The 22,834-nt window shown below is 39.3% G+C and carries 21 protein-coding genes; 9 read left to right on the top strand and 12 right to left on the bottom strand.

Features of this window, described 5'->3' with window-relative positions:
- Positions 1–4: 4 nt before the first annotated feature.
- On the bottom strand, positions 5–1,711 hold the full coding sequence (locus F927_RS02590; RefSeq protein ID WP_005081188.1) for a DUF4394 domain-containing protein: 1,707 nt from the start codon (positions 1,709–1,711) through the stop codon (positions 5–7).
- 362 nt (positions 1,712–2,073) lie between these two features.
- A complete protein-coding gene (gene lipA, locus F927_RS02585) occupies positions 2,074–3,087 on the bottom strand; it encodes a lipoyl synthase (protein ID WP_004638597.1) in 1,014 nt (337 codons plus the stop codon).
- 189 nt (positions 3,088–3,276) lie between these two features.
- Between lipA and sthA the strand changes: the two genes are divergently transcribed.
- Positions 3,277–4,692, top strand: coding sequence for a Si-specific NAD(P)(+) transhydrogenase (sthA, locus tag F927_RS02580; RefSeq protein ID WP_004638598.1), 1,416 nt, complete (start codon positions 3,277–3,279; stop codon positions 4,690–4,692).
- Between the two features lie 81 nt (positions 4,693–4,773).
- Positions 4,774–5,244: a DUF3465 domain-containing protein gene (locus tag F927_RS02575; RefSeq protein ID WP_005081184.1), complete on the top strand. Its 471-nt coding sequence runs from the start codon at positions 4,774–4,776 to the stop codon at positions 5,242–5,244.
- A gap of 63 nt (positions 5,245–5,307) precedes the next feature.
- Here the strand turns inward: F927_RS02575 and F927_RS02570 are convergent, their stop codons facing one another.
- The 9 genes from F927_RS02570 to F927_RS02530 form a co-directional block, all read right to left on the bottom strand.
- The gene (locus F927_RS02570) at positions 5,308–5,760 is read right to left on the bottom strand and encodes an Mpo1 family 2-hydroxy fatty acid dioxygenase (RefSeq protein ID WP_005081182.1); all 453 of its coding nucleotides are present in this window, start codon (positions 5,758–5,760) and stop codon (positions 5,308–5,310) included.
- 151 nt (positions 5,761–5,911) lie between these two features.
- Positions 5,912–6,523 carry a septal ring lytic transglycosylase RlpA family protein gene (locus F927_RS02565; RefSeq protein ID WP_004638601.1) on the bottom strand — a complete coding sequence of 204 codons (612 nt, stop codon included), beginning with the start codon at positions 6,521–6,523 and terminating at the stop codon, positions 5,912–5,914.
- A gap of 333 nt (positions 6,524–6,856) precedes the next feature.
- The gene (mltB, locus tag F927_RS02560; protein WP_004638602.1) at positions 6,857–7,858 is read right to left on the bottom strand and encodes a lytic murein transglycosylase B; all 1,002 of its coding nucleotides are present in this window, start codon (positions 7,856–7,858) and stop codon (positions 6,857–6,859) included.
- A gap of 19 nt (positions 7,859–7,877) precedes the next feature.
- Positions 7,878–9,020 (bottom strand): rod shape-determining protein RodA, encoded by a 1,143-nt coding sequence (gene rodA, locus F927_RS02555; protein ID WP_004638603.1) that lies wholly within the window; start codon positions 9,018–9,020, stop codon positions 7,878–7,880.
- Between the two features lie 153 nt (positions 9,021–9,173).
- The gene (locus F927_RS02550) at positions 9,174–9,833 is read right to left on the bottom strand and encodes a hypothetical protein (protein WP_004638605.1); all 660 of its coding nucleotides are present in this window, start codon (positions 9,831–9,833) and stop codon (positions 9,174–9,176) included.
- Positions 9,834–9,866: 33 nt separating this feature from the next.
- Complete coding sequence (gene queF / locus F927_RS02545) at positions 9,867–10,682, bottom strand: NADPH-dependent 7-cyano-7-deazaguanine reductase QueF (RefSeq protein ID WP_005081180.1); 816 nt, start codon at positions 10,680–10,682, stop codon at positions 9,867–9,869.
- On the bottom strand, positions 10,679–11,452 hold the full coding sequence (locus F927_RS02540; RefSeq protein ID WP_004638607.1) for an ABC transporter permease: 774 nt from the start codon (positions 11,450–11,452) through the stop codon (positions 10,679–10,681). Before F927_RS02540 ends, queF begins: the two co-directional genes overlap by 4 nt.
- A complete protein-coding gene (locus F927_RS02535) occupies positions 11,449–12,384 on the bottom strand; it encodes an ABC transporter ATP-binding protein (RefSeq protein WP_005081178.1) in 936 nt (311 codons plus the stop codon). The genes F927_RS02540 and F927_RS02535 overlap by 4 nt, the downstream gene beginning before the upstream one ends.
- Positions 12,385–12,521: 137 nt before the next feature.
- A complete protein-coding gene (locus tag F927_RS02530) occupies positions 12,522–13,415 on the bottom strand; it encodes a LysR family transcriptional regulator (protein WP_005081177.1) in 894 nt (297 codons plus the stop codon).
- A gap of 179 nt (positions 13,416–13,594) precedes the next feature.
- Here F927_RS02530 and F927_RS02525 point away from each other — a divergent pair, with 179 nt between their 5' ends.
- The 7 genes from F927_RS02525 to F927_RS02500 all read left to right on the top strand — a co-directional run bounded on the left by F927_RS02525 (position 13,595) and on the right by F927_RS02500 (position 21,144).
- Positions 13,595–14,281, top strand: coding sequence for a hydrolase (locus F927_RS02525; protein ID WP_005081173.1), 687 nt, complete (start codon positions 13,595–13,597; stop codon positions 14,279–14,281).
- A 67-nt stretch (positions 14,282–14,348) separates the two neighbouring features.
- The gene (locus F927_RS02520; protein ID WP_005081170.1) at positions 14,349–16,211 is read left to right on the top strand and encodes an amidohydrolase; all 1,863 of its coding nucleotides are present in this window, start codon (positions 14,349–14,351) and stop codon (positions 16,209–16,211) included.
- A 54-nt stretch (positions 16,212–16,265) separates the two neighbouring features.
- On the top strand, positions 16,266–16,433 hold the full coding sequence (locus tag F927_RS16750; protein ID WP_017394405.1) for a DUF1427 family protein: 168 nt from the start codon (positions 16,266–16,268) through the stop codon (positions 16,431–16,433).
- A gap of 103 nt (positions 16,434–16,536) precedes the next feature.
- Entirely contained in the window at positions 16,537–17,886 is a 1,350-nt protein-coding gene (locus tag F927_RS02515) for a carbohydrate porin (protein ID WP_005081165.1), read from the top strand.
- Positions 17,887–17,911: 25 nt separating this feature from the next.
- On the top strand, positions 17,912–18,619 hold the full coding sequence (locus F927_RS02510) for a YoaK family protein (RefSeq protein WP_005081163.1): 708 nt from the start codon (positions 17,912–17,914) through the stop codon (positions 18,617–18,619).
- A gap of 8 nt (positions 18,620–18,627) precedes the next feature.
- Positions 18,628–19,212: a TMEM175 family protein gene (locus F927_RS02505; RefSeq protein ID WP_005081161.1), complete on the top strand. Its 585-nt coding sequence runs from the start codon at positions 18,628–18,630 to the stop codon at positions 19,210–19,212.
- Between the two features lie 36 nt (positions 19,213–19,248).
- On the top strand, positions 19,249–21,144 hold the full coding sequence (locus F927_RS02500; protein ID WP_005081159.1) for a lipase family alpha/beta hydrolase: 1,896 nt from the start codon (positions 19,249–19,251) through the stop codon (positions 21,142–21,144).
- 41 nt (positions 21,145–21,185) lie between these two features.
- Here F927_RS02500 and F927_RS02495 read toward each other — a convergent pair whose 3' ends face one another.
- Complete coding sequence (locus F927_RS02495) at positions 21,186–22,754, bottom strand: MFS transporter (protein WP_005081157.1); 1,569 nt, start codon at positions 22,752–22,754, stop codon at positions 21,186–21,188.
- Between the last annotated feature and the right edge of the window lie 80 nt (positions 22,755–22,834).

Raw genomic sequence — 22,834 nt, 5'->3', positions numbered from 1 at the left:
GTTTTTACTTCAACATAATCGCGAGATCTATCAGTTGAGGGGTCGTGCTGCTACCAATCGTTGAGGCAGCTAGATTTGGTGTGCCGTCTACATTAATAGCAAGTCTAGCCCTTGGTGTCGTAATCGTTGTATCACTATTTAAATCAATCCGATATAAAACAGATGGTCCTGTCATTCCTGAGACAGTTGCTAATGCAAAACCGTTATCACCACCCGCAATATCAAAGCCATTATCTAACCCTAAGTTAATGCCTAAAGCACCAATTGAATTGAGTACGCCATCATTTGGTGGACTTTGTTTAACTAACAGTTGGTTGCCTTGATCTAGGTTAAATAATTCTGTACCAATCATAGCGATCGGCGTTTGGAAGCTATTAGTGTAAGCGGCTGCGGTTACAACAGCATCTTCGATTCCATTGAGTTCACCATCGGTAATGGTGTCACCAGTGTCAACATTGATACGTAAGCTTTGTCCAGTATTGCTAATAACACGTAATCGGTCTGCTGCTGGGTTAAAGTCAACGGCAAAATTGGTACCTAGCAGTGTAGTGAATGGATTATCATCACCCATTGCAGCTTTCAATGAAGTTTGAAGTGTTGCCATACCTGTTTGCATATTGATAGTGTATAGATTTGATTGATCACTTAATCCATAAAGCATGCCTGATTTATCGGTCATTGTTTTGAATCTGAAATCTATACCGACAATTTTTTCTCCAACCTTCAAGCCTGTGATATTAGTTTGTTTGACTGTATTTGGACTATTTACCATAAAGTGCAGTAGTTGATTATTCGCACTCAGGCCAAATGCATGAGCGCCAGTATCTTTGGCACTTTCAAGTGCTAAACCACGGATTCCTGCAGTTTGAAACAGATTTGGTAAGTTTTTACTTTCTACAACAGCGGCATTGTCAGAACCTACAGTTGCAAGATTTAAGTGATGAAGTTGATAGGTTCCAGCAGCTTTGAGGGCTGCATAGCCAACATTATTAATAGGATCAATATCAAAACCACCGCCACCAGAAATATTAACACCAGAAGCGAGCATTGCTGAGCTACCCAAAGTACCTGCATTGGCGTTTTGTAGATAGATACGATCAGTGTTTTGATCAATACTAAATAATCGTGTAGAACCCGTACCAGCCATTGCGTTGGTATATGCGGCAGCGATAATCGAAACTGAGTCAGTTCCTGAGCTGATATTGCCATCGGTAATCGTTGCGCCTGTATCTACATTGATTCGTAAATTTTGCCCATCATTGCCAATTACTCTTAGACGGTCTGCTGCTGGATTGAAATTCACAGTCATTAAATCAGGATTTCCCGTTATTTTGCTGTAAGGTGCATTGCCATCTGTTGTATCACTTGGGTCTGCAACTAATTTACTTACCCATGTAACTCGACCCGTTTGAGGATTTAGTGTGTAAATATTGCCCATGGTGCCAACAGCATAAAGTTTGCCGTCTTTGGGGCGATGATCAATACCGATGAGTTGTTCATCTGCTTGTAAGCCTGTAATTTTAAGATTAGATACTAGTTTTTCAGGTTGATCACGGTTAATTGAGCTGATCATTCCATTGGACGTTAAAATCAGTACATCGCCCGTATTGGTAGCTGAGGGCTTAGAATCATTATTAGAATCACTGTTACACCCTAAAAGAAATACGCTACCTAGGATTGCTGTACTTAGTGATAAAGTTTTTCTATTCATTTTTTCATATCCTGATTAATACATTTTTTGGTAAGAAGTTGTTGGTCTTATTCCGTATCATGTATAAAACGAGAACTTCTAGTAAGTTTATGACGAGTTATAAATAAAGATTGAAACCTCTATTTTTTCATTGTGAGTTCAAATAGTTTTTATCAACCTTAATCAGGATATAAGTGTGAGTATTCAAAGTAAATTTATGTTTTTAAGTGATTTTTTTGTAGTAGAGTTTTGAGTTGTAATTCTTCACGCCGAATTCACGGTTGATCAGAAAGGCTTAAGTTGTGACATGGTTTGGTCGAAGCATATTGTAAAAAAAAGAGAGAATATAATATTCTCTCTTTAACTAAATTATTGAGTTAGGACTAGGCTTCTACAGTTTGTACTGCAATCTTTTTAGCAGGATCTACTTTGCGGCGTACTGCTGGTACGGGCTCACCATGATATTGGCGATCAGCAAAGTAGCTTGAACGAACCATTGGTGCAGACCAGATATTTCTGAAACCGAGTTTACGACCATGTTCTGCATAACGCTCGAATTCTTCTGGTGTGACAAAGCGGTCAATTGGTGCATGTTGCTTAGATGGTTGTAGATATTGACCAATCGTTACGTAATCAACATCGTGAGCACGAAGATCATCAAGCAATGCAATCACTTCTTCTTCTGTCTCACCAATACCAACCATCAAACCACATTTAGTCGGTACATCAGGGCAGTATTCTTTAAACATTTTCAAAAGATTTAAAGAATGTTGATAGTCTGAACCTGGACGCATTGCTTTATATAAACGCGGAACAGTTTCAATATTGTGATTGAAAACATCAGGTGGACATTCAGTCATGATACGTAAGGCGATATCCATACGACCACGGAAATCAGGAACTAGAATTTCCAATAAAGTTTTCGGACTCAAAGCGCGGGCTTCTTTGATACAATCAACAAAGTGTTGAGCACCACCATCTAGCAGATCATCACGATCCACCGATGTAATTACGGCATATTTTAAACCAAGATTGGAAATCGTCTCTGCCATATGGCGTGGTTCATCAGGATCAAGTGCATTTGGGCGACCATGTGCGACGTCACAGAATGGACAACGGCGAGTACAAATATCACCCATAATCATGAATGTGGCAGTACCCCCACCAAAACACTCTGGTAGATTAGGGCAGGCTGCTTCTTCGCAGACTGTATGAAGTTTTTGCGAACGTAGCGTAGTTTTGATGCGCTGAACTTCGTCTGGGGCTGTCATTTTGACGCGAATCCAGTCTGGCTTGCGAGGCACTTCAACCGTAGGGATAACTTTTACAGGAATTCTTGCGACTTTTTCTGCGCCACGAAGTTTTTGACCCTGTTCAGGTTTACGGTGTTCAGACATATCTTTTCTACAACCTTTGATTTCAAATCTCTTGTTATTATAGTCAAATTTGCTGCGGGATAGGACGAATTAGGTATTCATTTTAAAAATGTCTATATATAAAATATACGATTGAGAAATATATCAATTCAACGCATATTAGTTATCATATATTTAGAAATACGCAGCGAGAAATCAAAGGAGCTTTTAATGCCACGTAAGAAAGAGGTCGTTGGTGGGAATATTGTCAAATATGATGCAGTAATTCTCGGTTCTGGCCCAGCTGGTGAAGGCGCGGCAATGAAGCTAGCTAAAGCAGGTAGACGTGTAGCAATTGTTGATGTTCGTGATCAACTTGGTGGTAACTGTGCACATGTAGGTACGATTCCTAGTAAAGCATTACGACAAACTGTTTCCAGTATTATCCGTTATCAGCGTGATCCGATGTTTCAAAAAGTAGGTGAGTGGAAACAGTTCACGATGAAACAGGTATTACGAAATGCGCACAAAGTCATTCAACAACAAGTAGATACACATACCCGTTTTTACGATCGTAATAAAATTGAAGTTTTTCATGGTCGTGCATATATCCAAGATAAAAATACGGTTTTAATTTTTGGTCAGGATGGCATTAAAGATACCATCATTTGTAAGCAGATCGTGATTGCTACTGGTAGTCGTCCATACCAACCGCAAGGTCTAGACTTCAATCATCCACGTGTCTTTGATTCAGATAAGATTTTAGATCTTGATTATACGATCCAAAAAATTATCATTTATGGTGCGGGTGTAATTGGTTGTGAGTATGCATCGATCTTTATTGGGCTAGACCATAAGGTTGATTTGATTAACACACAACAAAAATTACTCAGTTACTTGGATGATGAGATCGCAGATGCATTGTCATATCACTTACGTGAACAAGGTGTATTGATTCGACACAATGAGCAAATTGATCGTTTAGAAACTTTTGATGATCATGTGGTTTTACACTTGCTCAGTGGTAAGAAAATCAAAGCAGATGCAATCTTGTGGTGTAATGGGCGTTCGGGCAACACGGATGGTCTAGGCTTAGAAAATGTTGGTTTAGTACCGAATAGCCGTGGTCAATTAATGGTAAATGATCAATATCAAACTGAAGTGGAAAATATTTTTGCAGCAGGTGATGTAATCGGTTGGCCGTCACTCGCATCGGCAGCATATGACCAAGGGCGTTGTGCAGGTGCTAATATGGTTGGCGAGAAAAATGTCAAACCAATTAAAGATGTACCGACGGGCATTTACACCATTCCAGAAATTTCCTCGATTGGTAAAACTGAACAGGAACTGACTGAAGAAAGAATCCCATACGAAGTTGGACAAGCGTCTTTCCGTCATTTAGCTCGTGCACAAATTACAGGGGATACGGTGGGGGAATTAAAGATACTATTCCATCGTGATACCTTAGAAGTGTTAGGTATTCACTGTTTCGGGAACAATGCTGCTGAGATTATTCACATTGGTCAGGTGGTGATGCATAGTCCAAACAATACCTTGAAGTATTTTGTTGAAACAACTTTTAACTATCCAACGATGGCAGAAGCTTATCGTGTGGCCGCCTTAAACGGAATCAATCGTTTATTCTAAGCGAAGGATATTGTCTGATATTATAAAAATGCCAATCAAGTTGATTGGCATTTTTACATTGTGAACGAAAGAAAGGTAAGAATGAAAACTCAAAAAAATAATTGGATCTTATTGATTGTCATTGCGTTACTGGTATTTGCTTATATTGGCTTGGATCTTAAGCAAAATAGTACACAACGTGGAGAAGCATCCTCATCAGTTGAGCAGCATGGTGTTGATGATCAAGCCAAGATCATGCAAGCCTTTCAGCAGCAACGAAGCAAACTTCAGGTGCGTTCACATGGAACTGTGAAGGCGGTTCTTCCCGATGATAACGATGGCTCTAGGCACCAACGAATGATCCTCCAACTGGAGAATGGTTTGACGCTATTGATTGCACATAATATTGACTTGGCACCTAGAGTAGAGCAATTGAAAAAAGGTGATGTTGTAGAGTTTTATGGCGTATATGAATATAACGATAAAGGTGGGGTGATTCACTGGACGCATCATGACCCAAGAAGAAAACATATCGATGGTTGGTTAAAGCATAATGGACGAATATATCAATAAATTCTTCTAAAATAACAAGGTCTGTCTATGTAACAGACCTTGTCTAGAAAGATATGCGCTAAATCAGCTTGTAACCGCCAATTTTTGACGAGATTTCCATTTAGGTAGGACTTTAGCTAAATAAGCATCCATACACCATACAGGGCCAATCAGAAGGAATTGTAAGTCTTTAAAGAATGACGGCTTCTTACCTTCAACTTTGTGCCCATAAAACTGCCCGATCCATGCAATCACAAATACGCCAATATAGAATCCGACGCCGACAGGTAAAATCACAATCAGCCACGCCATGACGGCTAATAAAGCAGCCATCGCAATCGCAAGTACGATGTCTAAACGGGCATAAAAAACTAAAGTTAAAACCAGCAATAGTGCGGTGAGTAAGGTGCTAAAGTGCGCCAGAATACCAATGATTGAAAACAAGATCGCTGGAACGCAAACCCAATGGATTTTCTTATTGGTTTGATTTTGATGACTATCGCTATATTCCTCAAACCACTCATCGATCGATTTCACAGTGCTCTCCTTGCAATAATATTTTTTTAATTTTTTCAATATACCGAAGAATAGTTTTAGCGTCAAAAGGATTGAGAGGGACGTTTGATTAGGATGGCAATAAAAAAAGCCACACTAGGTGGCTTTTATGGATTGTATGACTGGCCTTAGCTTAAGAGTTAGGTCCGTCTACACGTTCGATACTAACTTTACCAAGACCTGCATTTGTAAGACCGATTTGTTTCGCCGCACCATAAGATAAATCAAGTACACGGTTACCATGGAAAGGACCACGATCATTAACCTTTACCACAACACTTTTACCATTATCTCGATTGGTTACGCGAATATAGCAGTTTAGCGGAAGGCTACGGTGTGCAGCGGTCATTGCATTCATATCGAATGTTTCACCACTTGCAGTTTTACGGCCGTGGAATTGACGACCATACCAAGAAGCAACACCAGTTTGACTAAACTTACGTACAGTGTTTGATGCAACTGTATTCAGTTTTTCAATCACTGAAGGCTCTTCTTCAGGGATGTCGATTTTAGCAGCGATCGTTTGACGACGTACTTGGTCACCTGAGCGCTCAGTGATTGAAAGACTATTTACGTTAGAAAGACGCGAATTAAAATTTTGAGAATCTTTGCTAAGAACGCGGGCTGCCAAATTAGTACCTTCAACATCGCTGTTTAACGATGAAGACTGAACCATTTCAGCATGTAACGGGCTTAAACTTAAGCCTGCCGTCAGCGCTAGAATATATTTTAGCGAAAACTGCATTGTATAAACTCCTAGAGAACATGCTTTTCTATTTCAACAAAAACACCTGAAATATAGTGCACATGTCTAATTATTCACTTTTGCAATTTGCAATTTGGAGGGCAGTTTTAACCATTTTATGCGTTTTAACGGCCCGTTCACTTGGTGTGGATAATATTCATCGCTTGCGAAGTGTGTCTAGTCATTGGAGATAAATAGCAACAAAAAGTACAAAAACACACAAATATTGATCAATAAATAATCAATATTGTAACAAGATATGTTTTTTGCTGATTTGGTATACTTTTGCTCTATTTATTTTATTGACTTTTTGTAAAGTTCTAAAAAGCTAGTCTATCGACTAGCTACTTCAGTGCCCAATAACCATACAGCAGTCGCGTACATACGGCTTCTGTTATAGGTTGTAATGACTTGGAAATTCGGATAAGTAATGTAATAAATCGGACCAGAACGATCTTGCAGTTGGATGACATTCACTAGATCAAGATCGTCGATTTTTACCAGCGGATTAACAGGTGTAATCCCAAGTCGTTTTAACTCACCATACGGTGTAGGGAGTGTCAAATCTTTTGCAATGATACTTTCTGGGTCATTTCCAAGATAACGTGCTGGAAAGCCAATCGGGCGATCTCGTTCCCAACCATGCTTCGCTAAATAATTTGCAATTGATCCAATCGCATCGATAGCAGAGTTTCTTAAGTCAATATGACCATTGCCATCGTAATCGACCCCCAGTTTTTGAATATTGCTCGGCATAAACTGAGGGTATCCAATTGCACCCGCATATGAACCGACAATACTATTGGTTGGATAACCTTCTTTGTAAGTCCATGCGATGAGCGCTGATAGTTCATCACTGAAGTAGTCAGCCCGACGTGGGTAGCCAAAAGCCAGCGTTGCTAAAGCATCGCGTGTTACAAAAGAACCTTTATTTGCCCCGTATCCTGTTTCTACGCCTAAAACCCCAAGGATCACTGCTTTAGGTACGCCAAATTGCTGTTCTGCACGATTTAGGGCATCTTCGTACTGGTTTTTAAAGCGGATACCGCGCTGAATGGTACCTTCAACCAAAAACATAGATCGATATTCGTACCAAGGTTTACTTTCACCAGGACGTGTCATGATATTTAAAATGTTGGGCAGATTACGCGCACCACTCATAGCGGTATCAACTTGCTCGCTACTTAAACCATAAGTAGACATCGTTTTTTGCTTGAACGCTGAATAATTAGGGTGGGAGTAAAATTCATTGGCATGAACCCAATTACAGCTTAAGAATAAACCTGCACTTAAGCTAAGAAATCGAACTGTTTTATTTAGAGTGTTATTCAACATATGTTTATAAAATTCCTCGTTATCGATGCGTATGAATAGACATAACCAGTCCAAAAGTCGCCATAAGTGTAATAATTGCAGTTCCACCGTAGCTCATAAAAGGCAACGGCACGCCCACTACAGGTAAAATACCACTGACCATGCCTGCATTTACAAATACATAAACAAAAAATGACAAACCAAATGCGCCAGCAACTAAACGACCATAGTTATGGAAACTTTGTAGACCAATTTGAAAGGTTCTAAAAATAATTGCGAAATATAATAGGATCAGCAGCGTCACACCAATTAAACCAAACTCTTCTGAATAAGCGGCAATAATGAAGTCGGTGTGACCTTCTGGTAAAAAATGTAGATGCGACTGAGTACCCTCTAGAAAACCTTTACCAGAAAAGCCACCTGAGCCAATCGCTGTTTTCGACTGAATAATGTTCCAACCTGTGCCTAAAGCATCCGCTTCAGGGTTTAATAAAGTTAGTACACGTTGCCGTTGGTAATTGTGTAGTAAAAAGTGCCATGCAATTGGGATCACGATCGCAACCGCACCCGCAGCTGCGGCAATTAATTTCCAAGATAAACCACTCAAGAAAAGCACAAAAATCCCACTTGCAATTACTAATAGTGATGTACCGAGATCGGGCTGTTCAGCAATCAGTACAAAAGGAATCAGAATCAGGATAAGTGATAGAAAAACCTGAGAGAAACTAGGTGGAAGCGCTTTACGAGACAAAAACCATGCGATCATCATCGGCATGCCAATTTTCATAAATTCACTGGGTTGGACACTTCCAAAGCCGGGGATATCGATCCAACGCTGTGCCCCCATACGCACTTCACCAAAAATCATCACCGCAAGTAAAGATAGAACCCCAAAAGCATAAAAATAAGGGGAAAACGCCTGATAAACCTTGGGTGGAATTTGCGCCAAACTCAACATGACCACAAAGCCAATACAAAAACTGATGGCTTGTCGACTGACTAAGCCGACGTTTTGTGCCGACGCGCTATATAAGATGGTTAGCCCAAGAATGGCATTTAGAATCAAAAAAAGACAAAGCCATGGGTCGATATGCAGTTGTTGCCAACGGGAAGGCTGTGTCGCTGTGCTTAAGCCATCACGAGGTGCTTGACGTAAAAATTTGTATTGGGAGCTTGGAGACATGCGATTCTAGATCAGGGAAATCAAGGCTTCGGGAATGCTAACATAAACGCTGATTTAGACAATGAAAATTTAGAAATTGTGACACTTCTTGGTTTTAAATCGGCATAAAAAAAGCGACGATTTTACAATCATCGCTTTGATATGAATGCTAGCTTATTTTTGAATCAACAGCTGGTCAAAGTGTTTGGTAAATACTTCTAACTCAGCTTGACTTAAACTTGGAATAAGTTTTTTGATCACGATATGTACAGCTGTTTCAACACCGCTAGTTGCTACGCTTGCCACACCACGTTTAACCATACCTAGACCAAGTGTTTTGTTGTACTCAGTCATAAAGTGTTGGATAAGTGCATCAGCGAAAGATTTAAATTGTTGGGTTAAAGCGTCACGCTGAGCTTTACCATTACCCGCTTGAACTTCAGCAAAGCTTTTCTTCATCTCTGTGACTAAGCTATCCGGCAAAACGGTACCAATACGTTGCTTACCATCATTGTCAGTAAACAAACTCTTTTCCATAAAGGCTAAAGATTCTAAGACTTGTTCGTTAGATGTTTTTCCTAGAAGCTGTTTCATCAAGGTTTCGACAATGCTACGAATTTTAATCGCAAGTCCTTCAGTGGTATCACGTTTTTCACTTGGCGGAAATTGTTGAACCAAATGAACCAACATGGTGTCAATTAACTCATCAGTAAGCTGAAGAGAAATTTTGTCACGTAAAGGGTATTGTGGCTCTTTACTATCACGATTGGCTTGTGCAAGTTGAATATCCTGACTCAAACTTGCTGACGGAAGAATACCGAAATAACTGGTCATTGAAGAACGTCCTCTATATCAAATTTATTCGTTTTATTGTCGTGCCAAGCGAATTGGCTCAGGCATCCATGACAAATCAGATACTCGACATGGATTAATATCCAATCCACCACGGCGAGTATAAGTCGCATAGACCATCAGCTTTTGAGGTCCTAGCAATTTCCAAATGTCAGCGAAAATTTGCTCAACACATTGCTCATGAAAACCATTATGCTGACGGTAGGAGATAATATAGGCTAATAGGCTGCGATAACAAGGTTTTTTGCCTTGAAAACGAATAAAAATCGTACCCCAGTCAGGCTGACCAGTAACGGGACAATTACTTCTTAATAAATGTGAGTGCAACGTGATTTCGACATCGTCTTCAGCTGTTGTATCTAGTTGCAACAACGTTGAGTCAGGATGTTCAGATAAGCGCTCTGGAACCAAGTCATCGATACAGATTCCTTGTGGTTTCGAAATTTCTAGCTCATCAACCTGAAAAAGTTGAAGCTCAATTTTTGCACCTGCAGCAGAGGATAAATCACGCTCAACAGTTTCGATGAATGCTTCTTTTGAATCAAACTTTGTGAAATTCAAACTATTGAAATAAAGTTTAAGCGACTTTGATTCGATTAAGTTCGGTGAGCTAGCAGGCAGTGTTAAGCGACCAATGGCAACCTGAGGTAGACCTAACTGATTGAGCCATGAAATTTCAAATACATGCCACCAGTCTTTACCTTGAGTGATTCCTTCAACATCTGCATATTGTTGACGAGATTCAGCACGAGAGATTGGAAATAAAACCTCCGGCTGATATTGAGTTGGGTATTGGGTTTCTTTACCCAATTGAGAATGTTCAACACTCATTCACGCATTCCTGAACCACGAGCCAATAAATGATAAGCGATTGCATATAAGACGACACAGCAAAGTGTCACAATGCCTAAAGAAAAGGAAACATTGACATCACTGTGTCCCAAAATGCCAAAGCGGAAAGCATTGACCATATATACAATCGGATTAATTAAGGATAAGTTTTGCCAAAATGGGCTTAGTGCACTAATCGCATAAAAAACACCGCCTAAATAGGTGAGGGGTGTTAGAACAAAGGTTGGGATGATCGAGATATCATCAAATGACTTTGCGTAGACAGCATTAATAAAACCGCCAAGAGAGAACAATAATGAAGTAATAATGACGGTATATATTGTCACGAAGAAATTATAAATTTCTAGATGCGTAAAGAACAGACTCATCAATGTCACAATCAAGCCAACCAAGACACCGCGACAGACACCACCAATTACATAGCCCCAAAGGATTAGATGCAATGGCACTGGACTCATAATCAGTTCTTCAATGCTTTTTTGGAATTTTGCACTAAAGAAACTTGAAGAAACGTTGGCGTAACTGTTGGTAATGACTGCCATCATGATTAAGCCTGGTACAATGAATTGCATATAGCTAAAGCCACCCATTTCACCGATACGTGATCCCACCAAATTCCCGAAAATCACAAAATATAAACTCATCGTGATCGCAGGTGGGAGCAAGGTCTGTGGCCAGATTCGCATAAAGCGGCGTATTTCTTTAACAACTAATGTCCACAGTGCGGTTTGTAACTGACTAAAGTTCATTGATCCGCTCCTGTAAGATTTTTTTCAACCATTTTGACGAACAATTCTTCCAGACGATTTGATTTATTGCGCATACTACTGACTTGAATATTTTGAGATTGCAATAACAAAAATAAGTCATTCATGTTATGTGCTTTATCCATGGTGACTTCTAAAGTAACTGAGTCGATCAAATTAAATTTGAAACCAATAATATTTAAATCCATGTGATTTATAGGTTCAGCCAAATCACAAATGAACGATTCTTCATTGAGTTGATTGAGGAAGCCTTTCATCGAAGTGTCTTCTTTAATCACACCGCGATCAATAATTGCGATGCGGCGGCATAGCATTTCTGCTTCTTCAAGATAGTGTGTGGTGAGAATGATGGATGTACCTTTTTCATTCATTTCCGTTAGAAATTCCCACATTGAACGACGTAATTCAATATCCACACCAGCTGTTGGTTCATCAAGAATCAATAGTTTAGGTTCATGCATCATGGCACGAGCAATCATGAGGCGGCGTTTCATACCACCTGAAAGCATACGTGATTGAATATTGCGTTTTTCCCACAATCCGAGCTTTTCTAAATAGTACTCTGCACGTTGTTCAGCTAACTTTTTAGGAATGCCGTAATAACCAGCCTGAGTTACCAAGATATCAAATGTTTTTTCAAATTGACCGAAGTTGAATTCTTGTGGTACGACACCTAAACATTGTTTTGCATGTGAAGGGTGAGTATCTAAATTGTGGCCAAAGATCTCAACTGAACCTGATGTTTTTTTGGTTAGTGAGCTGATGATGCCGATCGTGGTTGATTTACCTGCACCATTAGGTCCTAATAATGCATAAAACTCACCCTCAGGCACGGTCAGATTGATACCTTTTAACGCCTGAAAACCATTACGATAAGTTTTGGACAAATCGCTCAATACCAAAGCATCAGTCATAAAACGTCTCACGTTATTAAATAGAATGGGTATTCTGAGCGATATGGAACAAGAAACCAAGTGTAAAAGTGGTTTATCTTGTTCTATATATAGAACAGCGTGGTAAAGCGTATAACAAGTGATTTCCTCTAGTGAAATTAAGCGTTAATCGTTTTAAATTGCCTAATCAAGAAATCAATAAAAATCTGTAATTTCTTTGATATGTTTTGACCATTTGGATAGAGGGCGTAAAAGTTCATCATTGGACTATGGTAGTCCTCCAAACATCTTGAAATTTCTCCAGCATCAAAATATTTTTTTGCAATAAAATCAGGTAAAAAGACGATTCCGTAACCTTTGGTGCATAAATCTAGCAAGAGGTCTCCATTGTTACAGATAAATTTTGGATAACATTGGATCAACTCTGTTGTTTCATTTCTACTGAGGGTGATTTTATTGTGGCTGTTTTTTTGGCTATACAGCAAAATGTCATGCTTTTTTAGATCATCGATTGTATTTGGTATTCCTTTTTTATCAAGATATTCTTTTGATGCGTAAAAGCTTCGTTTATAAGTGCCAATCACCGTATTTTGGAAATTGTGATCTGCTACGTCATCAACTCTCAACGTTAGGTCAAATTGTTGCTCATAAATATCAACAAAACTGTCTGTTAGATATAAATCGATTTTAATGAAAGGAAATTGTTGAATAAAATCAGAAATAATATCGGTGAGAACGTCCCGGCTAAAGGACAGAGGAGCATTGATTTTTAGCTCACCTTCAGGATATTGCTGATCATAACTAATTTCATATTTTGCCCATTCTAATTCACTCATCATGACTTTCGCATGTTGATAAAATTTTTCCCCACAGGGCGTTAAATTCATTCGACGAGTTGTTCTGATAAAAAGCGAGACTTTTAAATCATTCTCAAGATATTGAATTCTTTTAGAAACTAAATCCCTTGAAATATTTAAATTTTTAGCTGAAGTACTAAAATTTCCATGTTCAACGACGCTTAAAAACGTATTGATGCAATCGATTCTGTCCATGGTTTATCCAATTGAAAGCTATTAAATTTATCTTTATGCATTTGAGCGAACTAAGCAAGTATGTTTCCAATTGTCTTTAAATTGCAGACAAACTGATTCAATTTTGCCATCTATTTTTTTACATTCCGTTTTGTTTTCATAGAACTACATTGTTTACAGTTACTATGTTGAGTTTGAAAATGAACAAATCACTTTTAGAACAATTATCACCAACAAATTGCCAAGTTATCTTCATTGATCATCAGCCACAAATGGCTTTTGGGGTACAGTCAATTGACCGCCAAGTCCTTAAAAATAATACGGTTGGTTTAGCTAAAGCGGCAAAAGTTTTTGGTATTCCAGTCACGATTACCACGGTTGAAACGGAGAGCTTCTCAGGTCACACCTACCCAGAATTGTTGGATGTTTTTCCTGACGCTCCTTTGCTTGAACGTACATCAATGAATTCTTGGGACGATCAAAAAGTTCGTGATGCTCTCGCTAAAAACAATCGTAAGAAAGTGATTGTTTCTGGTTTGTGGACAGAGGTTTGCAATAATACTTTTGCTTTTGGTGCAATGCTTGAAGGCGATTATGAGATTTATATGGTCGCAGATGCTTCTGGTGGTACATCTAAAGAAGCACATGACTATTCGATGCAACGTATGATCCAAGCGGGTGTTGTTCCTGTAACTTGGCAACAGGTTTTACTGGAGTGGCAACGTGATTGGGCGCACCGTGAAACTTATGATGCAGTGATGAATATTGTCCGTGAGCATTCGGGTGCTTATGGTATGGGTGTCGACTATGCCTATACCATGGTACATAAAGCACCTGAACGTACAACAACGAATCACCAAGTTGTGCCACCTGTTCCTGCAAAATAATAGATCATCGAAAGGCATGATTTCATGCCTTTCTTTTTGCTTATCATAAAAAATGGTGGGGTGAAAAATGTCTCAAATCGATTTAATTCTTAGAAATGCAAAAATTACGACCTTGAATCCACAGCAACCTGAAGCTCAAGCGATTGCTATTACAGCGGGTAAAGTCGTTGCCGTAGATGATAATGATAAAATTATGAAAATGGCATCAGCGACCACGAAAGTCGTTGATTTAAATGGTCGTCGCGTAATTCCTGGTTTAAATGACAGTCACTTACATTTAATTCGTGGTGGTCTGCATTATAACATGGAATTGCGATGGGAAGGCGTTCCCTCAGTTGCTGATGCATTACGATTATTGAAAGAACAGGCTGAAAATACACCAGCTCCTCAATGGGTACGTGTTGTTGGTGGTTGGAATGAATTTCAATTTGTTGAGCGTCGTCTACCGACATTGGATGAGATCAATAAAGCCGCACCAGATACACCTGTATTTATTCTACATTTATATGCAAAAGCAATGCTGAATCGAGCAGCTTTAGATGCACTTGGTTTTAATAAAGATACGCCTGACCCACCTGGTGGAACGATTCAACGCAATGAAAAAGGCGAACCGACTGGTCTGTTATTGGCAACACCTTCAGCGATGATTTTGTATTCAACATTGGGTAAAGCACCAATCCTTGAACGAGATGATCAAATCAATTCAACGCGTCATTTTATGCGTGAGCTAAATCGCTTAGGTATTACCTCATTAATTGATGCAGGTGGTGGTGGGCAAAATTATCCAGAAGATTATGATGTTATTCAACATCTGCACCAAAAAGAGCAGATGACGGTACGCGTTGCTTACAACTTATTTGCACAAAAAGCAGGGCAGGAATATCAGGACTATCAAAAGTGGACTGAGATGACCTTTCCTGGTGATGCATTCTTACAAATGAATGGTGCTGGTGAAAACTTGACATGGTCTGCTGCCGATTTCGAGAACTTTCTCGAACCACGCCCAGAACTGGTTAAGAGTATGGATGCAGAGTTAGAGCGTATCGTAGAGTTGCTTGCTGAGAAAAAATGGCCGTTCCGTATTCATGCGACTTATGATGAAAGTATTGAGCGATTCCTCGATGTCTTTGAACGTGTCAATGAGCGCAAACCTTTTGCTACTCGATTTATTATTGATCATGCAGAAACAGTGTCAGAAAAGAACATAGAGCGAATTGGTGCTTTGGGTGGTGGTATCGCAATTCAACACCGCATGGCTTTCCAAGGCGAATACTTTGTCGATCGTTATGGCGCGGCAGCTGCAAAAGCTACGCCACCAGTGAAAAAGATGCTTGAGTTAGGTGTTCCCGTTGGGGCAGGTACAGATGCGACACGAGTCGCCTCATATAATCCATGGGTCTGCTTATATTGGTTAACCACTGGCAAAACCGTTGGTGGACTACCGCTGTACGATGAGAAAAACTTGTTAGATCGCCAGACAGCATTGAAACTTTGGACTAAAGGTTCGGCATGGTTCTCAGGGGAAGCTGGTGTGAAAGGTGCTTTGGTGCAAGGTGAGTTAGCTGATTTAGTCGTGCTATCCGATGATTATTTCTCAGTTGAGGCTGAAGAAATAAAGAATATTGAATCAGTAATGACCGTATTAGGTGGAAAAATCGTATATGCGGGTGCTGAATTTAAACAGGATGATTCACCATTACCTCCAGCCTCGCCAACATGGTCGCCTGTGAGAAAGTTTGGGGGGTACTGGCGAGCTACAGAAAATCGCAATGCGCCGTCTAATCAACCATTGCAAGCTAAGTCTGCCGCTTGTGCATGCACCAATAGTTGTGGCATGCATGGTCATAGTCATGCTTGGGTTCTCGATGTTCCTGTGAAAGATAAAAAATCTTTCTGGGGAGCATTAGGCTGTTCTTGCTTCGCATTTTAATCCTTTCTTTTGCTGAGGTATGACTTGATTGGTCATACCTCTGAGATTTCCGCGATGAAAATGTACCTCTTATCTTTGGGAGTGGGGTTGTTGGTCGGCGTGTTGTATTACGTTTTAAATGTACGTTCGCCAGCCCCACCAATTGTTGCTTTAGTTGGATTGTTGGGTATGGTTGTGGGTGAAAAACTCATACCTCTGATTAAAGACTTTTTCCCTTCATAGCCTATTACGCTAGGTGTGATTTAAAAGCATATAAATTATTCAGTATTGTAGATCTTTAAATCATACATCTAGTCTCTTTTTAATTTCTTTTGTAGGGGGAGTGATGAAATATCTTTCGATTCAAACAAGAACAATGACGCTTTGTGGTTTTTATCTTTGTAGTCTGACTGCATCGACTTATATCTATGCAGATGAATTTTATTCACAAAATCCTCAGTATTTATTAGGAGATTGGAACGGAAAGCGTAACAATCTATCTGGTCAAGGTATTGATTTTAATCTCTCTTTCACCAATGAAACCGCGACCAATATAGATGGTGGCTTTAACGATGATTCAACTGTTCGTAATGCTAATCAGTGGACTTTTGGAACGACTTTAGATCTGGAGAAATTGAGTGGTTGGCAGAATACTCAAGCAAAAATTAGTATCAGCAAACGAGATGGTAGATCATTATCTACGGACCGTATAGCTGATCCAAGAACTGGTCAATTTAGTAACGTACAAGAGATTAGTGGACGTGGCCCTGTTTGGCGATTGAGTCAGGCTTCGATTCAAAAGGGTTTTGAGCAACAAGGAATCACTGTAAAGCTCGGTCGAATGAATATGGGGGAGGATTTCAATTCTGCACCCTGCGAGTTCCAAAACTTAACACTTTGTGGCTCTCAAGTCGGTAAAACTGTTTCTGAACTCTGGTATAACTGGCCCATTACGGTTTGGGCTGCAAATATTAAATATGATCTCAATTCCGCTTCAACTTTAGCTTTAGGCGTGTATGAATCCAATCCTGAAAATACAAAAAGGAGTAAAGGCTTTAATCTAAGTACGGATGGTTCAAAAGGTGTGTTAATCCCTGTGGAGTGGGTTTGGAAACCACAGCCAAATGGTCTAAATGGCATCTATCGCTTCGGTGCATTTTATAGTACGGCTGACGCGATTGATGTGTTAAGAGATGCGCAAGGAGAAGCCCAATTATTAGCTCAACAACGACAAGTACATTCAGGCAAATACAATTCTTGGTTTGTGGCACAACAACAGTTGACACAACATTCTGATGACCCTAAACGCGGGCTAACCCTTTTTCTCAATTTAAATATCAATGATAAAGCCACTTCAGAGCTTCTGGGTTCACAACAGATTGCTTTGCAATATAAAGGCTTATTTGATGCTCGACCAAATGATTCAATCGGATTGGGTGTGTCAAGAACGGAAGTAAATAAACAATTAAGGGCACGACAGAGATTGGAAAATCAAATCAATCAAATCACAGATTATCAAAATCCATCGTATGTGCCTATTCAATATGATGAAACAAACGTTGAGCTGAATTACACGTTTAATTGGTCACCTAGTGTGATGTTGCGTCCCAATCTTCAGTTTGTACATCAGGCCGGTGGTCTCAAAGAAATTAAAGATGCTTGGGTATTTGGACTCACTACACGGTTAAATTTCTAATTCAACAATAAATAAGGTGGAAATGATGCAAACAGAATTTGAGAGAAAACATAGCGTTTGGAGAACATGCCGCGATCCTGTTTTATTAACGATTGTCGGTGGTGCAATCGATACTATTGGTTTTATCGCCTTATTCGGTTTTTTTACGGCACACGTAACAGGTAACTTGGTTTTAGCTGGTGCTGCTTGGGTTAAAGGTGGTGCAGGGTTATGGATCAAACTGGCTGCCATTCCGCTATTTATTCTAACCGTTGCAATCACTAAATATTTGATTGATAAAAGCAGTCAAAAAAGAAAAACCTTATCTGCTCTATTTCTAGCCGAAGCAATATTTCTAACAGCTTTTATGCTGGCAGGTATTTATTTTGAACCTTTTACTAACCCAGATAGCATTACGATTGCGGTGACTGGCGGATTAGGATTAATTGCTTTGGCGATACGTAATACCTCGAGTAAAACACTGATTAAGCATATCAGCCCAAGTACGATGATGACAGGAAACACGACTCAACTCGGCATTGATCTCTCAAACTATCTTCGAAATCGTTCCTTAGACAATCGGAGCAAGCTTGAACATAGTTTAAGTATTGTTTTAGGTTTCGTTATTGGGGCTTTTTTAGGTGCGTTACTTTATGTTTATTTAGATTTTTGGAGTGTTGCATTCTTTATTTTACCAGTCTTGTATCTATCATTTTTAGCTTCTCAAGACCGCTTTATTATGCCTGAAACCTAGAGGTTAAAATGGATAAAAGTAGATTGGAGGCAATTAGTGATGGTGTGATTGCAATTGTCATTACAGTGATGTTAATTGAGCTTAATATCCCTCAGGGCAATACCTTTGCTGCCTTACAGCATGAGTTGCATACGCTTCTCAGTTATGTGCTGAGCTTTATTTATCTTGGGATTTATTGGAGTAATCATCATCATTTGTTCCAATTAGTCAAAACGGTAAATGGAAAAATCATGTGGGTTAATTTACATCTGATTTTTTGGCTCACCATGATTCCTTTTACAACAGCGTGGTCTGCACAAAGTAATTATGCCCCCATTCCTACAGCGGCTTTTGCTTTTATTTTGTTCATGTGCTCATTGGCTTATGATATCCTCGAACGATTGATTATGCGCGAACAGGGTGACAACTCAATAGCTCGGAAAGTCTTAGGCAAAGATAAGAAACTCGCAGTGTCTGTTATGTTGTACGCTAGTTCGATTTTTTTGAGTTTTATTGATACTCGTCTCACTCTATTTATTTTGATTTTGTTAGCAATGTTGTGGTTTTTTCCAAATAAGCACATTGAAGACTATTGTTCAGCAAAACAAGAGTAAGCACTGTACTCATTGAGTGAGAGGAAAATTTTAAAAATGGGCTATTTAAATTTTTCTCTGTTGGTGGGCTGTCTGTTTTTAATCAGCGCATGTCAGGCAATTCATTTGAAAGAGGAAAAATTAAGTCACGCATTAAAAAGTAAAGTTGATAATTTTCTACTCACCAATAAATTTAGTTATCAAACGGAAAACTTACTTTATTTGACGAAAACCAATCAAGTGCAATGCCTGAATAACGTAGATGCTTGTGTTAATCAAATCAAAACAATTAATGATAAAAAAGATGATTTCTATGCCGCGGTGAGTGAAATTTATTTAGCTAAAGCGATGAGCATGAATACTGACAGGTGTCGTATGCTTGGTCAGATGAATAGTTGTCTAGATCAGAAATTGCATTTTTTAGATAAGAGTCTTCGCTATAGTTATGTTTATCTCTTTAAGTCAAATAGCTCAGCTCAAGAGCGTATTTTTGATTATCGTTTGAATCAAGTGCGAATTATTTATAATGTCTCGATTTCCCAAATGCTTACAAGCGCATTTAAACGTGATGGTCGACTGAGCGATATTTGCTTTGAATCTCACTGTTATATTTTAGATTTTAAAAAATATCCAGCCTTAGAAGCACTCCCACTCAACTCATTTAAATCTAGTTATAACATGAACTTTTCTGGATTTAATATTGTAAATCGTCAGGATGGTTTAGGCGCTGAGTTTGTTGCGGAGCGTGAAGAAAAACCGATTCAGCCGAAATTTATTTTAAACCCACATGACTATTATAAAGGGCAGCCGAATCCTAATATCCATGCGCCTAAATTTTTTCCAATTACTGCGATAGCAGAGCCTAAAAAAGCCAGTTTAATCAATGAAATATTGGAAAATTCAAGCTTTAAAATACATTTGTTTGATCCTTTTCAAACAACACGGTTTGACGTTGAAGGACACCCTTATGTCATTACAGGAAATTATTCAGCGCCGTATGGTGCTTGGCTTGCTAAATACAATTTAGGTGCACTTGGTTATTGGACTTTAATTAATAAAGAACGAAATTTGATCATGCCGCATTTATATATGTTGGAGCCATACCATCCTCAGAAAAAAGTAGTGGTTTTAATTCATGGTTTGGCCAGCAGTCCAGAAGCTTGGGTTTCCTTGACCAATGATATTATTGGGGCTGAAGATCTGAGAGAAAACTATCAAGTTTGGAATGTTTTTTACTCAACAAATATGCCAATTTTCGAGAGCCGCTACCAAATTCATGCTTTGTTGCAACAAGCATTTAATCAACTTGATGCTTCAAGCCAAGCTGCCCATCAAGCTGTTTTGATCGGTCATAGTATGGGTGGGGTAATTAGTCGATTGCTTGTGAGTCAGGCTGATATTTCATCAGCAGCTGTAGAGAAAATGAATACAGCGCAGTTGGTACAATATCAACAACAAGCTGTGATCAAACAACGGTTTCAATTTGAGCCATTAACCAATTTTTCCCGAGCTATTTTTATTGCTGCGCCTCATCAAGGCACGCAATATGCGGACCGTTGGTTTACACAATTTGCCCGTAAAATTATAAAATTGCCACATGAGTTTTATACTGCGGTTGAGCAAGGTCAGCCGTTGAGCCGGTCAAATGAAAAAGGTTTGATTGAAAATGGTGCGGGTGATTTGAGTCATGGTTCTAAATTTATGCAGCTCAGCAAAGAGATTCAACCTAGCAAAGATGTTATTTATCATTCGATTGTTGGTAATTCAACTTCAGGACAATCGGTCGATAAAATGACTGATGGTATAGTGCCTTATCAAAGTTCTCATTTACCTAACGCTGCTTCAGAGTTGATTATTCGTGGTGGGCATTCTATCCAAGAAACACCAGAAGCTATTCTAGAAATACGACGTATATTGCGTTTACATTTAGCTCAAATAAAAGTTGAATCATAAAAGAAATCCCTAAGATATTCACTTAGGGATTGAGCTCAAATTTATGGAGCAATAAAGTGGCTTACCTTGGGTGGCGTATCACCACTATGTAGTGCTTGTATCTCAGCTTGTAGTTTTTGATCCTCAAAAGTGACTCTTTCATGTTGACGTAAATGTTCTACCCATGAGCTTACCAAGAAATATTCAATAAACTTGCTGTCATTGTTTGAATCTTGAAAAATCCCCCACGAGTAAGCACCATCTCTATATCGTTGATGTTTAAACATATCCATCAGTTGAATAAATTTATCTCGATTTTGTGCTGAAATCTGGTATTCAATAAAAATCATCACAGGTCCTCGATCTGGACGAATTTCATCTATGACCAGCGGGGCAGGCCAGTGTGAAGATGGTGCTAAGTTCAGCTCTTGTCCCTTAGCTAAATTAAAGAAGCGGCTAATCGGTAAAACCAAACATAAGCAGATTGAGGCTGTTAATAAGCTGGTTTGAATACTGGTAATGGAAGCAAGTTGTCCCCAAATCAAACTGCCAAGACTCATGGAGCCGAAGAAAAAAGTGACAAAGATTGCTAATCCTCGAGCACGAACCCATTCAGGTAATGACACTTGGGCAGATACATTGAGATTGGTGAGTACCGTAAGCCAAGAAAATCCAGCGATAAAACTAGCCATATAAGCCAAACCAAGATTCGGGATTAAAGCAAAAATAAACATGGCCAGTGCTGTGCCTAAACTACCAAAAACTACCAATTGATCGGTATTTAGCTTCTTTTTTAGCTTTGGCAAGGTAAATGCACCGACGACAGCACCGACACCGACCAATGCCAAAAGTGTTCCGTAGGTGGATGCACCACCTTGCAAGACCTCTTTTGCGATTAAAGGCAACATCGCCCAATAGGCGCTGGCGAATAGGAAAAAACTGATCGCACGAAATAAGGTGTTCTTTAACGCTTGACTATGAAAAGCGTAGCGTATACCGGTACGAATCGCGCCGAGTAGGTCTTCTTTGGGTAGCTGCCGTTGCATCGTTGGTGCTGGTTTCCACCAAAATAGCGCGGTGATTACGACTAAAAAAGTGAGTGCATTTAAGAAAAATGGGTAAGCTATACCTAAGGTTGTAATGATTAGACCTGCGATTGCAGGGCCAATTGCTCGACTGATATTAATCCCCACGCTGTTTACAGCAACTGCTTGTTGCAAAGCGGCTTTGGGAACAAGACTTGGAACGATTGCTTGCCAAACTGGCGCAGTAAATGCCGTACCAATTCCCATTAAAAAGGTAATGCCGATAATCGTGAGTGGTGTAACTGCATTAATATAGACTAAATATCCTAATAATAATGCGAACAGCGCTAAAAATGACTGAGTGACCAGTAAGATTTTTCGTCGATTAAAAATATCAGCGAAAGCACCTGCGGGTAACGCTAATAAAAATATCGGTAATGAAGTAGCAGTTTGAATGAGTGCGACCCAAATCGGTGAGTCGGTTAAACCTGCGATTAACCAGCCCGCACCGACATCATGCATCCATGTGCCAATATTGGAACAGACAGTCGCTATCCATAGAATTGTAAATGTTTTAGAGTGAAATGGATTTGTTGAATTAGACATTCGCCCCAAGCCCAAAGTAATTTTATATCTTTCTGTTATAGCTTGTTTTTCAGAGGGAATCAGTGGAATTTTTATTTTAA

This window comes from Acinetobacter haemolyticus CIP 64.3 = MTCC 9819, assembly GCF_000369065.1.
GTDB lineage: Bacteria > Pseudomonadota > Gammaproteobacteria > Pseudomonadales > Moraxellaceae > Acinetobacter > Acinetobacter haemolyticus.
This window is presented reverse-complemented; position numbering and strand designations above follow the sequence as displayed.